Source organism: Streptomyces sp. NPDC127190, from assembly GCF_042672505.1.
In the GTDB taxonomy this organism is placed as follows: domain Bacteria; phylum Actinomycetota; class Actinomycetes; order Streptomycetales; family Streptomycetaceae; genus Streptomyces.
The window spans coordinates 169,878-184,256 of sequence record NZ_JBHXVE010000008.1 but is presented as its reverse complement, the minus strand read 5'-3'; the positions used below and the strand labels follow the sequence as shown (position 1 = coordinate 184,256).

The following is a 14,379-nucleotide window of genomic DNA, read 5'->3' as shown; positions in this document are numbered from 1 at the left end:
GAGGACCGCCGGATGACCGAGGCGCCGTACGGATCCTGGCCGTCGCCCGTCGACGCGGCCCTGGCCGCCGCGCACGACGGCCGGCCCGAGTGGGTCGGCTTCGTCGGCGACGAGGTGTGGTGGACCGAGCCCCGGCCCGCCGAGGGCGGCCGCCGGGCCCTGGTCCGGCGCCGCGCCGACGGACAGGCGGAAACGGTACTGCCCACGCCGTGGAACGTGCGCGGCCGCGTCATGGAGTACGGCGGCCGGCCCTGGACCGCGGTGTCGCGCGACGGGCATCCGCTCGTCGTCTTCGCGCACTTCGCCGACCGGCGGCTCTACCGGTACGAGCCGGGCGGCGAGCCCCGCCCGCTGACCCCGGTGTCCGCGGTGGGCGGCGGGCTGCGCTGGGCGGAGCCGCGGGTGGACCTCGCGCGCGGCGAGGTGTGGTGTGTGCTGGAGGAGTTCACCGGGGACGGCCCGGGTGACGTACGACGGGTCCTGGCCGCCGTACCGCTGGACGGCTCGGCCGCCGAGGACCGCCGCGCCGTACGCGAACTCGCCCCGGCGCGGCACCGGTTCGTCACCGGGCCGCGGCTGTCGCCGGACGGCCGGCGCGCCGCCTGGCTGGGCTGGGACCATCCGCGGATGCCGTGGGACGGCACGGACCTGCTCGTCGCCGAGGTGACGGACGGGGGCACGCTGGAGCGGGTGCGCACCGTCGCCGGCGGACCGGACGAAGCCGTCGCCCAGGTCGAGTGGTCGTACCCGGACGGCGCCCTGCTGTACACCAGTGACCGCGGCGGCTGGTGGAACCTCTACCGCGACGGCACCCCGCTGTGCCCCCGCGAGGAGGAGTTCGGCGGGCCGCTGTGGCAGCTCGGCCTTCAGTGGTTCGCGCCGCTGGAGAACGGGCTGATCGCGGTCGTCCACGGCCGGGGGCCGGCCGTGCTCGGGATACTGGACCCGGCATCGGGCGAGGTCGTCGACGCCGCCGGGCCGTGGACCGAGTTCGCGCCCACCCTCGCCACGCACGGCGACCGGGTGGCCGCCGTCGGGGCGAGCCCGCGCAGCGGCTACGAGGTCGTGGAGCTGGACACCGCCACCGGCCGGGCCCGCCCCGTCGGCGCCCGCCACCGCGACCCCGTCGACCCCGCCTACTACCCCGAGCCGCGCGTCCGCACCTTCCCGGGGCCCGGCGGCCGCCCGGTGCACGCCCAGGTCTATCCGCCGCACCACCCGGAGTACTCCGCCCCGGACGGCGAGCTGCCGCCCTATGTCATCTGGGTGCACGGCGGTCCCACCGACCGGGCGCCGCTCGTGCTGGACCTGGCGATCGCCTGCTTCACCTCCCGCGGCATCGGTGTCGCCGAGGTGAACTACGGCGGCTCCACCGGATACGGCCGGGCCTACCGCGAGCGGCTGCGCGGGCAGTGGGGCGTGGCCGACGTCCAGGACTGCGCGGCCGTCGCCCGTGCCCTCGCCGAGGAGGGCACCGCCGACCCCGCCCGGCTCGCGATCCGGGGCGGCAGCGCGGGCGGCTGGACCGCCGCCGCCTCCCTGACCACCACCGACGTCTACGCCTGCGGCACCATCCGCTACCCGGTCCTGGACCTGGCCACCTGGGGGCCGCAGGACACCCACGACTTCGAGTCCCACTACCTCGAGTCGCTGGTCGGCCCGTTCGCCGAGGTGCCACAGCGGTACGCCGAGCGCTCGCCGACCCGCCACGCCCACCGGCTCACCGCGCCGTTCCTGCTGCTCCAGGGCCTGGACGACGCGGTCTGTCCGCCCGCCCAGTGCGAACGCTTCCTCGCCCGCCTCGGCGGCCGGGGCGTGCCGCACGCCTACCTCACCTTCGCGGGGGAGGGGCACGGCTTCCGGCGGGCCGAGACCACCGTGCGCGCGCTGGAGGCCGAGCTGTCGCTGTACGCTCAGGTGTTCGGACTGGACATGCCCGGTGTCCCGAGGACGGAGCTGCACACGTGAAGGAACTCCAGCGCCCCCGGCGCCTGGCCCCGGGCGCCCGGGTCGCCGTGGTCGCGCCCAGTGGGCCGGTGCCCGAGGAGCGGCTCCAGCTCGGGCTCGACGTGCTGCGCGGCTGGGACCTGGACCCGGTCGTGGCCCCCCATGTCCTGGACCGGCACGACGGGCTGCGCTATCTGGCGGGCCGGGACGCCGACCGCGCCGCCGACTTCCAGCGGGCCTGGTGCGACCCGTCCGTCGCCGCCGTGCTGTGCGCCCGCGGCGGCTACGGCGCCCAGCGCATGGTCGACCTGCTCGACTGGGACGCGCTGCGCGCCGCCGGACCCAAGGTGCTGGTCGGCTTCAGCGACGTCACCGCCCTGCACCAGGCCTTCGCCACCCGCCTCGGCCTGGTCACCCTGCACGGCCCGGTGGCCGCCGGGATCGACTTCGTCAAGAGCGCCCGCGCCCAGGACCACCTCAGGGCCACCCTCTTCCACCCGGAGACCGTGCAGTCCGTGGCCACCACCGGCACGGCCCTGGTGCCCGGCCGGGCCCGTGGTGTCACCCTCGGCGGCTGCCTCAGCCTGCTCGCCACCGACCTCGGCACCCCGTTCGCCCGGCCCGGCGCCCGCGGCGGACTGCTGCTGATCGAGGACGTGGGCGAACGGCCGTACGCCGTCGACCGGTTGCTGACCCAGCTGCTGCGCACCGGCTGGCTCGACGGGGTCACCGGGATCGGACTCGGCTCCTGGCACGGCTGCGGGCCGTACGAGGAGCTGCGCCCCGTCCTCGCCGACCGGCTCGCCGGGCTCGGCGTCCCGGTCCTGGAGCAGATGGGCTTCGGGCACGGCGCGGACGCGCTCACCGTCCCCTTCGGCGTGGCGGCCGAACTCGACGCCGACGCGGGCACCTTGACCCTGGACACGCCCGCGCTGCGCTGACCGGCGGCAGGACCGTAGGCTGACCGCATGCCGCACACCGCACCCCACTACCTCGCCGAGGGCCCGCGGGTGGCCATCCGCCACTTCACCCTCGCCGACGGGCCCGAGTTCACCGCGCGGGTCCAGGAGAGCAAGGACCTGCACCGGCCGTGGCTGTTCCCGCCGGACACCGAGCAGGCCTACGCCGACTACGCCGGCCGGCTGATCGAGGACCCGGGCCGGGCCGGTTTCCTGGTGTGCGAGAAGGACAGTGGCGACATCGCCGGATACATCAACATCAACAACATCGTGCGGGGCGCCTTCCAGTGCGGCGCCCTCGGCTACGGCGCCTTCGCCCACGCCGCCGGGCGGGGCCTGATGCGCGAGGGCCTCGACCTGGTGATCGGGTACGCCTTCGGCCCGCTCGGACTGCACCGGCTGGAGATCAACGTCCAGCCCGAGAACACCGCCTCGATCGCCCTCGCCCGCGGCGCCGGATTCCGCAACGAGGGCTTCTCGCCCAGGATGCTCTACATCGACGGGGCCTGGCGCGACCACGAACGCTGGGCGCTCACCCAGGAGATGCGCACCCCCCGCTGAGCCCGCCGGGCACCCTTTGCGCAATCCTGACCGGCAGCGCCCCTGGCCGACTCGCCGGCCGCCCGGTTCCCTGGTCGTCGTGACGAGGATCCGACGTGAGGAACTGACGCTGCCCGCCGCACCGCTGGGCCCCGACAACCCCCTTCCCGCACTGCGCCCCCTCGACGAGGTGCACCGCACCGACGACCGTGACCGCGACCGGGCCGGTCCGCTGCGCCACGCACCGCTGCGCAGCCTGCTCCCGGTCCGGGTCCGCGACGGCTACGACCGGCACCGCGAGCCGCGCACCCTCGATGCGCTGGTGATCGAGAACGACCGGCTGCGCGCCACCGTCCTGCCGGGCCTGGGCGGCCGCGTCGTCTCCCTGCTCCACCTGCCCACCGGACGCGAACTCCTCTACCGCAACCCGGTGTTCCAGCCGGCGAACTTCGCCCTCAACGGCGCCTGGTACTCCGGCGGCATCGAGTGGAACATCGGCGTCACCGGCCACACCACCCTGTCCTGCGCACCCCTGCACGCCGCCCGGGTCGCCGCCCCCGACGGCGGGGAGATGCTGCGGCTGTGGGAGTGGGAGCGGCTGCGCGACCTGCCCTTCCAGGTCGACCTCTGGCTCCCCGACGGCTCCGACTTCCTGTACGCCGCCGTCCGCATCCGCAACCCGCACGAGCACCCGGTGCCCGCCTCCTGGTGGTCCAACACCGCAGTCCCCGAGGAGCGCCGCATCCTCGCCCCCGCCGAGGAGGCCTGGTCCTACGGCTACGAACGCCGTCTGCGCCGCGTCCCCGTCCCCGTCCACGACGGCATCGACCGCTCCCACCCGCTCGACAGCCCCTACGCCGCCGACTACTTCTACGACATCCCCGACAGCCGCCGCCGCTGGATCGCCGCTCTCGACGCCGACGGCCACGGCCTGGTGCAGACCTCCACCGACCTGCTGCGCGGCCGCAAGCTCTTCGTCTGGGGCAGCGGCCCGGGCGGACGCCGCTGGCAGGACTGGCTCACCGCCCCGGGCACCGGCGGCTACTGCGAGATCCAGGCCGGCCTCGCCCCCACTCAGCTGGAGTACGTCCGCCTCGACGCCGAGAGCGAGCTGTCCTGGCTGGAGGCGTACGGCCCGCTCGACGCACCCGTCGAGGGGGAGTGGACCGGGGCCGTCCGGGGCGTGGCGGAGCGGCTGGAGTCGGCACTGCCCCGCGCCCGGACCGAGCAGGCGTACGCGGCCTGGCTGCCGTACGCCGACACCGAACCCGGCGAACACCTCGCCACCGGCTCCGGCTGGGGCGCGCTGGAGGTGCTGCGCGCCGGATGGAAGCTGCCCGGCACCCCCTTCGCCGAGTCCACCCTCGGCCCCGCCCAGGAACCCTGGCTGACGCTGCTGCGCACCGGCTGCCTGCCCGAGCCGCGCCGGGCAGGGCCGCCCGGCGAGACCCTGGTCGCCCCGCACTGGCGGGACATGCTGGAGACCGCGCCCGCCACCCCGCACACCGAGTACCACCTCGGCATCGCCCAGTGGCACGCCGGCGACCGCGCCCAGGCGGTGCGTAGCTGGGAGCGCGCCCTCCCGCTCGCGCCCGCGCGCTGGCCCGGCTTGCGCTGCCTGGCCGTCGCCGACCGGGAGTCCGGCCACCACGAGCGCGCCGCCGACCGCTACCGGGACGCCTTCGACGACCTGTGCCGCTCCCTGGCCGCGGCCCCGGGTGACGACGACGGGATCCGGACCGCCGCCCTCGCCGCCCTCGCCGCACTCGGCCGGGAGACCCTCGACGCCCTGCTCCGCGCCCGCCGCACGGCCGAGGCCCGGGCGGTGTGGGACCGGCTGCCGGCCGCCCTCCGGGGGCGCGGCCGGTTCCGGCTGCTGCTGGCCGAGCTGCTGCTCGCCGAGGGCCGCCCCGCCGAGGCGCGCGCCGTCTTCGACGAGGGCTTCGAGGTCCCCGACCTCCGGGAGGGCGAGGACGCCCTCGGCCGGCTCTGGGCCCGCCTCACCGACGAGCCCCTGCCGGCCCCCTACGACTTCCGGATGCACCCGGACCCGGCGGTCTGACCGGCTCAGGCCCGCTGGTGGTCCACGTACTCGAAGACCGCCCCGTCCGGGTGCACCGCGAGCAGATTGCGGCCCACCGGCGTCGGAACCGGCCCCGCCACCACCTGGGCGCCCAGCTCCGTCAGCAGCCGGTGGGCCTCCTCGACATCCGGTACGGCGATGGTCGCGGCCACCTTGCGCAGCAGCTCCAGTTCCTCCTCGGGCCCGCTCATCAACAGGAACGACCCCACCGCGGCCACCCGCACACCACCGCGCTCGAAGCGCTGGGCTCTGCCGCCCGCGAGCCGCTCGTAGAAGGGGACGGCGGTTTCGAGGTCGTCGACGCAGATGCGCAGCGAGGCGCCCAGAATCTCCATGCGCCCGAGCCTAGTTGGCCCGGCGGCGGGCGTGCAGGGGGCGGGCGTTACCGGGCGTGAACGGCGGGTACCCGCAGGGTATGGACCGTTTGGATCACCTGGAACATCTCGACAAAGCCCTGGTCGACGAGCTGGCGCAGGTGGCACGCGAGACGGTGCGGGACGAGCTGCGCGAGCAGACCCGCAAGCAGCGCCGTACCGCCCTGCTCTACGCCGCGTCCGGCACCGCCGCCCTGTACGCGGGGGCCGCGCTGTCCCTCGCGCTCGGTCTGGCGCTGGCCCTGGGCCTGCCCGGCTGGGCGGCGGCCCTGATCACCGCGGGGATCCTGGGTGTGATCGCCTATGCCCTGCGCAGCGCCGCCCACCCCCATCACCCCAACACGGGCCGCCCCGCCGCCGGGCATGTCGTCGGAGGCACCGCCCCCACCGGCCCGCCGAGCGGCCTGGGCGTCCCCTATCCGCCGATTCCGCAGACCCCGCCGCGGCCCCCGGAGGACCCGGCAGCCCCGCACCACCGGGCCTGAGCGAGGGCGTGAGCGCCTCGGCCGATCGGCGTCAGCCGGTCAGCCGGGGCAGCACCTTCGTCCGGTAGAAGTCGAAGAAGCCGCGCTGGTCCGGCCCGATCTGGTTCACGTACACCCGGTCGAAGCCGGCGTCGGCGAACGCCCGCAGCGCCGAGACGTGCTGCTCGACGTCGTCGCCGCAGACCACGTTCTCCCGCACCGCGTCCTCCGTGACCAGCTCATGCAGCTGCTCGAAGTGGCGCGGTGACGGCAGGATCTGCCCCATCTCGCCGGGCAGCAGCTCGTTGTACCAGAGCCGGTGCACCGTCCGCACACACTCCTCGCGGTCGGTGCCGTAGCAGACCTTCGTGCCGCCGCTGACCGGCTTGGCCCCGCCCCCGCCCTTGCGGAACCGGGTGACCATCTCCTCCTCGGGCGCCATGGTGATGTAGCCGTCGCCCACCCGGGCGGCCAGCGCGGTCGCCTTCGGACCGAAGCCGGAGATGTCGATCGGCACGGGCTCGTCGGGGACGGTGTAGAGGCGGGCGTTCTCCACGGTGTAGTGGGTGCCGCGATGGCTGACCTCCTCGCCGGTGAACAGCCGCCGCATCACCTGGATCGCCTCCTCCAGCATCTCCAGCCGGACGGGCAGCGGGGGCCACCGGTCGCCGAGGATGTGCTCGTTCAGCGCCTCACCGGTGCCGACGCCGAGCCGGAAGCGGCCCTGGGTCAGCACCGCGCTCGTCGCGGCGGCCTGCGCCACCACGGCCGGATGGGTGCGTACGGTCGGGCAGGTCACGGCGGTCTCGATGGGCAGCGACACCGCCTCGGACAGGGCGCCGATCACGGACCACACGAACGCGCTCTGGCCCTGCGCGTCGTTCCACGGGTGGTAGTGGTCGGAGATCCACAGCGCCTGGAAGCCGGCCTGCTCGGCCATCCGGGCCTGCTCGATGAGGTCGGCCGGGCCGTGCTCCTCGCTGGCCAGGAAATAGCCGTACTGGGGCATGGAAAGTACCTCCGCGCGGGCGAAGCTGTGCTTGGTGTGCTCCGGTCCCGGGCCGGGTACCGGGGGCCCGGCGGGCGAAACGCCACGAGCGCGGCCCGCGGGCGCGGACCGGGCGTACGGGTGACCGGCCCGGCGTTTGGGTGCCCCCGCCCCGGTTACGCGGAATGCCTCGGACGAGCCGTGTCCGAGCCGCACCACAGCCATACCGCCGGAGGCGCACCGTGAGCCGACCTCACATCGTGATCGTCGGCGCCGGTTTCGCCGGGTACCGGGCTGCCCGCACCCTGGCCCGGCTCACCCGGAACCGGGCCGACATCACGCTGCTCAACCCCACCGACTACTTCCTGTACCTGCCCCTGCTGCCCCAGGTCGCGGCCGGGGTCCTGGAGGCCCGCCGGGTCACCGTCTCGCTGCCGGGCACGCTGCACCGGGTGCGACTGGTGCTGGGCGAGGCGGACGGGGTGGACCTCGACGGCCGTACGGTGCGGTACACGGACCCCGAGGGCGGCGCCGGCACTCTCCGCTACGACCGGCTGGTGCTGGCCGTCGGCAGTGTGAACAAGCTGCTGCCGATCCCGGGGGTAGCCGAGCACGCGCACGGCTTCCGCGGGCTGCCCGAGGCGCTCTACCTGCGCGATCACGTGACCCGGCAGATCGAACTCGCCGGTGCCTGTGACGACCCGGACGTCCGCGCCGCCCGGTGCACGTTCGTCGTGGTGGGCGCCGGCTACACCGGCACCGAGGTGGCCGCGCACATGCAGCTGCTCACCGACCGGCTGGCCCGCCGGCAGCGGCTGCCGGAGGGCCTGCGGCCGCGCTGGATCCTGCTGGACGTGGCGAAGCGGGTGCTGCCGGAGATGGACGAGCGGCTCTCCCGTACGGCGGACCGGGTGCTGCGGGCGCGCGGGGTCGAGGTCCGCATGGGCACGTCGGTGCAGGAGGCCACGCACGACGGGGTGCGGCTCACCGACGGCCGGGCCGTCGCCTCCCGGACCCTGGTGTGGTGCGTCGGCGTGCGGCCCGACCCGCTGGTCGAGGCGGTCGGGCAGCCGCTGGAGCGCGGACGGCTGGTCGTCGACGAGCATCTGCGGGTGCCCGGCCGGTCCGAGGTGTTCGCCTGCGGTGACGCGGCCGCCGTACCCGATCCGCGGGCCCCGGGGAAGTTCACCCCGATGACCGCCCAGCACGCCTGGCGGCAGGGCCGGGTGGCCGGCGAGAACGTGGCCGCCTCGCTGGGCCTCGGCCGGCGCCGGCGCCCCTACCGCCACCGGGAGCTGGGCTTCGCCGTCGACCTCGGCGGCATGCGGGCCGCCGCCGATCCGTTCGGCGTGCCGCTGTCCGGGCCGGCCGCCGGCCTGGTCACCCGCGCCTACCACCTGGCGGCGCTGCCGGGCAACCGTGTCCGGGTCGCGGCCGACTGGCTGCTGGACGCCGTACTGCCCCGCCAGGGTGTCCAGTTGGGCCTCGTCCGCGCCTGGTCGGTGCCGCTGGACACCGCCTCCCCGGAGCTCGCCCGGATCCCGGGCGGGCCCACCGATCGACCGGCCGGCACTCCTGCCGGGCGCCATCCCGACGACTTCGTGCAACGAGACCGAGGAGACCGATGAAGACCGACGAACTCGCCGCCCTGGGACAGCAGCTGCGCGTGGACAGCGTGCGGGCGTCCGCCGCCGCGGGCTCGGGCCACCCCACGTCCTCGATGTCCGCGGCCGACCTGCTCGCCGTGCTGCTCGCCCACCATCTGCGCTACGACTTCGAACGCCCCGACCACCCCGCCAACGACCGCTTCGTCCTGTCCAAGGGACACGCCTCGCCGCTGCTGTACGCCGCGTACAAGGCGGCCGGCGCCATCGAGGACGGCGAGCTGGTCACCTTCCGCAAGCTCGGCAGCCGGCTGGAGGGGCACCCCACGCCCCGCCGGCTGCCGTGGGTGGAGACCGCCACCGGCTCGCTCGGACAGGGCCTGCCGGTCGGGGTCGGCATCGCCCTCGCCGGCAAGCGGCTGGAGCGCAACGGCCACCGGGTGTGGGTGCTGTGCGGGGACAGCGAGCTGGCCGAGGGCTCGGTCTGGGAGGCCGCCGAACACGCCGGGTACGAGCGGCTCGACAACCTGGTCGCGATCGTCGACGTCAACCGGCTCGGACAGCGCGGGCCCACCCGGCACGGCCACGACCTGGACGCCTACGCCCGCCGCTTCCAGGCCTTCGACTGGCACACGATCGAGGTCGACGGCCACGACGTCGACGCGATCGACCGGGCGTACGGGGAGGCGCTGTCCACGGCCGGGCAGCCCACGGTCATCCTCGCCCGCACCCTCAAGGGCAAGGGCGTCGCCGCCGTCGAGGACCGCGAGGGCCACCACGGCAGGCCGCTGCCGGACGCCGACGAGGCCGTCGCCGAACTCGGCGGCCGGCGCCAGGTGCGCTTCCGGGTCGGCGAACCGCCCGCCGCCGCCGTACTGCGCGACCTGACCACCGAGGTCCTCCGGCTGCCCCGCTACGACACCGGCGACGAGGTCGCCACCCGGGACGCCTTCGGCACCGCCCTCGCCGCGCTCGGCGCCGCCCGCGGTGACGTCGTCGCGCTGGACGGCGAGGTCGGCGACTCCACCCGCACCGAGGAGTTCGCCAAGGCCCACCCGGACCGCTTCTTCGAGTGCTACATCGCCGAGCAGCAGCTGGTCGCCTCGGCCGTCGGCATGGCCACCCGCGGCTGGGTGCCGTACGCCGCCACCTTCGCGGCCTTCCTCACCCGCGCCCACGACTTCGTGCGGATGGCGTCCATCAGCGGCGCCGGCATCAACCTGGTCGGCTCGCACGCCGGGGTCGCCATCGGCCAGGACGGGCCCTCGCAGATGGGCCTGGAGGACCTGGCGATGTTCCGGTCCGTGCACGGCTCGACCGTGCTCTACCCGTGCGACGCCAACCAGACCGCCCGGCTGGTCGCCGCCATGGCCGGCCTCGACGGCATCCGCTATCTGCGCACCTCGCGCGGCAAGACCCCGGTGATCTACGGCCCCGACGAGGAGTTCCCGGTCGGCGGCAGCAGGACGCTGCGCAGCGGCGAGCAGGACCGGCTGACGATCGTCGCGGCCGGGGTCACCGTGTTCGAGGCGCTGGCCGCGGCCGACCGGCTCGCCGCGGACGGCATCCCGGTCCGGGTCGTCGACCTGTACTCGGTCAAGCCCGTGGACGCGGCCACGCTGCACCGGGCCGCCGAGGAGACCGGCTGCCTGCTCACCGTGGAGGACCACCACCCCGAGGGCGGCATCGGCGACGCCGTTGCGGAGGCCTTCGCCGACGGCCGGCCCGTGCCCCGGCTGGTCCGGCTCGGCGTACGCACCATGCCGGGCTCGGCCGCGCCCGACGAACAGCTGCACGCGGCCGGGATCGACGCCGCCGGTATCGCGGCGGCCGCGAAGCTGCTGGTCGAGGAGGCGATCGTGCGGTGAGCGGCGGTGCCGCACGGCACATCCGGGCGGGCCGCCGCACGGTCGCGATCCAGCGGCCCGGCAAGGTCCTCTTCCCGGCCGGCGCCGGCGCGCCCGAGTACACCAAGGGCGACCTCGCCGACTACTACCGGTCCGTCGCCCGGTATCTGCTGCCCCACGTGCGGGGCCGCCCGCTGATGCTGGAGCGGTACCCGGACGGGGTCGGCGGGCAGCGGTTCATGCAGAAGCACACCCCCGAGCACTACCCGGACTGGATCACCCGGGCCGAGGTGGCCAAGGAGGGCGGCACCGTCACCCATGTCGTCTGCGACGACACCGCCACCCTCCTCTACCTCGCCGACCAGGCCTGCCTCAGCCTGCACCGGTGGCTGTCCCGCACCGACCGGGCCCACGGCCCCGACCACCCCGACCGGCTGGTCCTGGACCTGGACCCGCCGGTCGAGGACTTCGCGCCTGTCCGCGAGGCCGCCCACTGGCTGCACGAGCTGCTGGACGACCTGGGACTGCCCGCCGCCCCGATGACCACCGGCTCGCGCGGAGTGCACCTCGTCGTCCCGCTCGACGGCCGTCACCATGTCGACGAGGTACGGCGGTTCGCCCGCGACCTCGCCGAGTTCGCCGTGTCCCGCCACCCCGACCGGCTCACCACCGCCGCCCGCAAGGACGACCGCGGCGACCGTCTCTACCTCGATGTCCAGCGCAACGCCTACGCCCAGACCGCCGTCGCCCCCTACACCGTCCGCGCCCGCCCCGGCGCCCCCGTCGCCGTGCCCCTGTCCTGGGAGCAACTGGACGACCCCGGCCTGGACGCGCGCCGCTGGACCATCGCCGACGCCGCCGACCAGGCCCGCAGCGGACCCTGGGACGGACTCGCCAGCCGCGGCCGCGCCCTGGGACCGGCCCGGCGCCGCCTCACCGAGATGCGGCACTGAAGGTTTGGCCAAGGGATGAACGGCCACTCGCAGGGAGAGGTGCCATGTCGAACACAGATCACACGGATAAGCCACAGAGTTCACAGAAAACCCAGAAGTCACGGGAGGTGCACGGCACCCCGGACAGTGGCGCGGACGCCCCACGGCCGGAGCCGATGGAGGTACTGCGCCAGGCCCGCACCCAGCTCGCCGAACTCACCGGATACGCCCCCGAGTCGGTGTCCGCCTTCGAGCAGACCGACGACGGGTGGGCGGTGGAGGTGGAGGTGCTGGAACTCGCCCGGGTCCCCGACACGATGAGCCTGATGGCGAGCTACCAGGTCGAGCTGGACCCGCAGGGTCGGCTCACCGGCTACCGCCGGGTGAGCCGCTACGAGCGCGGGCGGGCCGACGCACGACGGTCCGGCGGCCGCTAGGCCGCCGCCCGAAACCAACCAAGAGGAGGAACGGCCGCATGACCGTTGTCCCGGCACAGCAGTCCGGCGGCGCAGGCGGCACGAGTGGCCTGTACGACGTACTGGAGCTGGTGCTCGACCGCGGGCTCGTCATCGATGCGTTCGTACGCGTGTCCCTGGTCGGCATCGAGATTCTGAAGATCGACGTACGGGTCGTCGTGGCCAGCGTCGACACCTATCTGCGCTTCGCCGAGGCGTGCAACCGCCTCGACCTGGAGGCCGGCCCGAACAAGTCCCCCGGACTGCCCGAGATCGTCGGTGAGATCACCGAGGACGGCGCCCGCGGCAAGGCCAAGGGTGCGCTGTCCGGCGCCGCGCAGACCGTCTCCGACGCCTTCAAGCAGGCCCGCGGCGAGGCGGAGGAAGAATCCCGGCCGCGGCCGCGCAAGGCACCGACCCGCCGGAAGGAGGAGCAGGAGTGAGCACCTACGTCTACGGCATCACCGCGCGGTCGCACCCGCCACTCTCCGAGGGGATGACCGGTGTGGGCGATCCGCCCCAGCCGGTGCGCACCCTCACCACGGGCGAGCTGGCCGCCGTGGTCAGCGACGCCCCCGAGGGGCTCCGGGCCAGGCGCAGGGATCTGCTCGCCCACCAGAACGTGCTCGCCGCGGCGGGTGCGGCGGGCTGTGTGCTGCCCATGCGGTTCGGCAGCGTCGCCCCCGATGACGACGCCGTCACCGCGGTCCTCGCCGAGCGCGAGGAGCACTACCAAGAACGCCTCGCGGCCCTGGACGGCAAGGTGGAGTACAACGTCAAGGCCACCCATGTCGAGGACGCGGTGCTGCACCGGGTGATGGCCGAGAACGCGGACATCCGCGCCCTCGCCGAGGAGAACCGGCGGGCGGGCGGCGGCGGTTACGAGGCCAAGCTCCGCCTCGGCGAAATGGTCGCGGCCGCCGTCAAGGCCCAGGAGAGCGAGGACGCCGCCGAGGTGATCGCCCTGCTGGAGCCGGCCGCCGCCGCGGTCAGCGCGGGCCCCGAGTCCACCGGCTGGCTGCTCAACGTGTCCTTCCTGGTGCCCCGGGACGGCGCCACCGAGTTCCTGGCCGCCGTGGAGCGGGTCCGGGACAGTCATCCGCACCTCGACCTGCGGGCCAACGGTCCGCTGCCGCCGTACAGCTTCGTGGACCCCGGCCCGGCCCAGCCCGCGAGCAGCACGGCCGATGCCGGCAGCGGAGCGCGATAGCGGCCGGGGCGCGGTCGGAAGGAGGCCCCCGTGGGACTGATCGGCGAGGTGCTGCTGCTGCCGTTCGCGCCGGTACGCGGCACCGGATGGGTGGTCCGGCAGCTGCTCCGGGAGGCGGAACGGATCTATTACGACCCCGCCACCGTGCGGGCCGAGCTCGCCCGGCTGGAAGAGCGGCTGGAGGCGGGTGAGATCACCGAGGAGGAGTTCGAGCGGTGCGAGGACGAACTGCTCGACCGGCTGGAGATCGCGCTTGGCTCCGGCCACCCCACAGGCGACGGGATGTGACATGAACCGAACGGCACTGGGCCTCGCGGTAGGGGCCGGATACTTCCTGGGACGGACGAAGAAACTCAAGATGGCCCTCGCGGTCGGATCCCTGGTCGCCGGGAAGAAGCTCAACCTCAGTCCGAAGATGCTCGCGGACCTGGCGAGCCAGCAACTGAAGAACAACCCGCAGTTCAAGGAGATCGGAGACCAGATACGCCAGGACCTGCGAGGGGCCGGCAAGGCCGCCTCCGGGGCCCTGGCGGAGCGGCAGATGAACGCGCTCGCCGACCGCCTGCACAACCGCACCTCCCAGCTGCGCGACGGCCTGGCCGGGGCGGCGCCCGGCACCGGTTCCGCCGAGTCCGACGACGAGGAGCCGGAGGGCGAGGAGCCGCGGGAAGAGGCCCAAGGCGACGAGGACTCCGACGAGGGCTCGTCGCGCCGCGAGGGCGGTGAGAAGGCCGACCGGCGGGGCGACGCGCCGCGCAAGAAGGCGGCCGAGACGGCGCGCGACAAGAAGGCGACGGCGAAGGCCCCCGCCAGGAAGGCCCCCGCCGGGAAGGCGACGGCGAAGAAGACGGCCGCGGCCCGCAAGAAGGCCGCGAAGAAGACGGCCGCCGCGGGCGGCGCCGCCCCCCGGGGGGGCGGGGGGGCGGGGTCGGGGGGGGCCGGGCCCAAACCCCCGGGGAGAGTGGGGGCCCGGAGG

General features: G+C 74.8%; 15 protein-coding genes. 13 read left to right on the top strand and 2 right to left on the bottom strand.

Annotated elements, in window-relative coordinates; all coding sequences use genetic code 11:
• Positions 1-12 precede the first annotated feature (12 nt).
• The 4 genes from ACFVIU_RS15335 (at position 13) to ACFVIU_RS15320 (ending at position 5,508) form a co-directional block, all read left to right on the top strand.
• On the top strand, positions 13-1,968 hold the full coding sequence (locus ACFVIU_RS15335) for a prolyl oligopeptidase family serine peptidase (protein ID WP_385842924.1): 1,956 nt from the start codon (positions 13-15) through the stop codon (positions 1,966-1,968).
• Positions 1,965-2,888, top strand: coding sequence for an LD-carboxypeptidase (locus tag ACFVIU_RS15330; RefSeq protein WP_385842923.1), 924 nt, complete (start codon positions 1,965-1,967; stop codon positions 2,886-2,888). Before ACFVIU_RS15335 ends, ACFVIU_RS15330 begins: the two co-directional genes overlap by 4 nt.
• Before the next feature lie 27 nt (positions 2,889-2,915).
• Entirely contained in the window at positions 2,916-3,467 is a 552-nt protein-coding gene (locus tag ACFVIU_RS15325; protein ID WP_385842922.1) for a GNAT family N-acetyltransferase, read from the top strand.
• A gap of 70 nt (positions 3,468-3,537) precedes the next feature.
• Positions 3,538-5,508: a DUF5107 domain-containing protein gene (locus tag ACFVIU_RS15320; RefSeq protein ID WP_385843024.1), complete on the top strand. Its 1,971-nt coding sequence runs from the start codon at positions 3,538-3,540 to the stop codon at positions 5,506-5,508.
• Positions 5,509-5,513: 5 nt separating this feature from the next.
• Here ACFVIU_RS15320 and ACFVIU_RS15315 read toward each other — a convergent pair whose 3' ends face one another.
• Entirely contained in the window at positions 5,514-5,864 is a 351-nt protein-coding gene (locus ACFVIU_RS15315; RefSeq protein ID WP_385842921.1) for a VOC family protein, read from the bottom strand.
• 80 nt (positions 5,865-5,944) lie between these two features.
• On the opposite strand from ACFVIU_RS15315, the gene ACFVIU_RS15310 reads away from it, so the two are divergent.
• Entirely contained in the window at positions 5,945-6,388 is a 444-nt protein-coding gene (locus ACFVIU_RS15310; RefSeq protein ID WP_385842920.1) for a phage holin family protein, read from the top strand.
• Between the two features lie 31 nt (positions 6,389-6,419).
• Here the strand turns inward: ACFVIU_RS15310 and ACFVIU_RS15305 are convergent, their stop codons facing one another.
• Positions 6,420-7,376 (bottom strand): LLM class F420-dependent oxidoreductase, encoded by a 957-nt coding sequence (locus tag ACFVIU_RS15305; RefSeq protein ID WP_385842919.1) that lies wholly within the window; start codon positions 7,374-7,376, stop codon positions 6,420-6,422.
• 164 nt (positions 7,377-7,540) lie between these two features.
• On the opposite strand from ACFVIU_RS15305, the gene ACFVIU_RS15300 reads away from it, so the two are divergent.
• The 8 genes from ACFVIU_RS15300 to ACFVIU_RS15265 form a co-directional block, all read left to right on the top strand.
• Positions 7,541-8,983: an NAD(P)/FAD-dependent oxidoreductase gene (locus tag ACFVIU_RS15300; RefSeq protein ID WP_385842918.1), complete on the top strand. Its 1,443-nt coding sequence runs from the start codon at positions 7,541-7,543 to the stop codon at positions 8,981-8,983.
• On the top strand, positions 8,980-10,827 hold the full coding sequence (locus tag ACFVIU_RS15295; RefSeq protein ID WP_385842917.1) for a transketolase: 1,848 nt from the start codon (positions 8,980-8,982) through the stop codon (positions 10,825-10,827). Before ACFVIU_RS15300 ends, ACFVIU_RS15295 begins: the two co-directional genes overlap by 4 nt.
• Positions 10,824-11,759, top strand: a complete 936-nt coding sequence (gene ligD / locus ACFVIU_RS15290) for a non-homologous end-joining DNA ligase (RefSeq protein WP_385842916.1) — start codon at positions 10,824-10,826, stop codon at positions 11,757-11,759. Before ACFVIU_RS15295 ends, ligD begins: the two co-directional genes overlap by 4 nt.
• Before the next feature lie 44 nt (positions 11,760-11,803).
• On the top strand, positions 11,804-12,175 hold the full coding sequence (locus ACFVIU_RS15285; RefSeq protein WP_385842915.1) for a gas vesicle protein: 372 nt from the start codon (positions 11,804-11,806) through the stop codon (positions 12,173-12,175).
• Positions 12,176-12,213: 38 nt separating this feature from the next.
• Positions 12,214-12,636 (top strand): gas vesicle structural protein GvpA, encoded by a 423-nt coding sequence (locus ACFVIU_RS15280; RefSeq protein ID WP_385842913.1) that lies wholly within the window; start codon positions 12,214-12,216, stop codon positions 12,634-12,636.
• Positions 12,633-13,403 (top strand): GvpL/GvpF family gas vesicle protein, encoded by a 771-nt coding sequence (locus ACFVIU_RS15275; RefSeq protein ID WP_385842912.1) that lies wholly within the window; start codon positions 12,633-12,635, stop codon positions 13,401-13,403. Before ACFVIU_RS15280 ends, ACFVIU_RS15275 begins: the two co-directional genes overlap by 4 nt.
• 30 nt (positions 13,404-13,433) lie before the next feature.
• The gene (locus ACFVIU_RS15270; RefSeq protein ID WP_385842911.1) at positions 13,434-13,691 is read left to right on the top strand and encodes a gas vesicle protein GvpG; all 258 of its coding nucleotides are present in this window, start codon (positions 13,434-13,436) and stop codon (positions 13,689-13,691) included.
• 1 nt (position 13,692) lies between these two features.
• Positions 13,693-14,379 (top strand): hypothetical protein (locus ACFVIU_RS15265; protein WP_385842909.1); only part of this gene is annotated, 687 nt, incomplete at its 3' end.

What these genes read in the sequence shown, in the direction of transcription:
- ACFVIU_RS15285 (WP_385842915.1), top strand. Translation starts at nt 11,804, where the DNA reads ATGTCGAACACAGATCACACGGATAAGCCACAGAGTTCACAGAAAACC.
- ACFVIU_RS15295 (WP_385842917.1), top strand. Translation starts at nt 8,980, where the DNA reads ATGAAGACCGACGAACTCGCCGCCCTGGGACAGCAGCTGCGCGTGGAC.
- ACFVIU_RS15335 (WP_385842924.1), top strand. Translation starts at nt 13, where the DNA reads ATGACCGAGGCGCCGTACGGATCCTGGCCGTCGCCCGTCGACGCGGCC.
- ACFVIU_RS15300 (WP_385842918.1), top strand. Translation starts at nt 7,541, where the DNA reads ATGCCTCGGACGAGCCGTGTCCGAGCCGCACCACAGCCATACCGCCGG.
- ACFVIU_RS15280 (WP_385842913.1), top strand. Translation starts at nt 12,214, where the DNA reads ATGACCGTTGTCCCGGCACAGCAGTCCGGCGGCGCAGGCGGCACGAGT.
- ACFVIU_RS15305 (WP_385842919.1), bottom strand. Translation starts at nt 7,376, where the DNA reads ATGCCCCAGTACGGCTATTTCCTGGCCAGCGAGGAGCACGGCCCGGCC.
- ACFVIU_RS15325 (WP_385842922.1), top strand. Translation starts at nt 2,916, where the DNA reads ATGCCGCACACCGCACCCCACTACCTCGCCGAGGGCCCGCGGGTGGCC.
- ACFVIU_RS15315 (WP_385842921.1), bottom strand. Translation starts at nt 5,864, where the DNA reads ATGGAGATTCTGGGCGCCTCGCTGCGCATCTGCGTCGACGACCTCGAA.
- ACFVIU_RS15310 (WP_385842920.1), top strand. Translation starts at nt 5,945, where the DNA reads ATGGACCGTTTGGATCACCTGGAACATCTCGACAAAGCCCTGGTCGAC.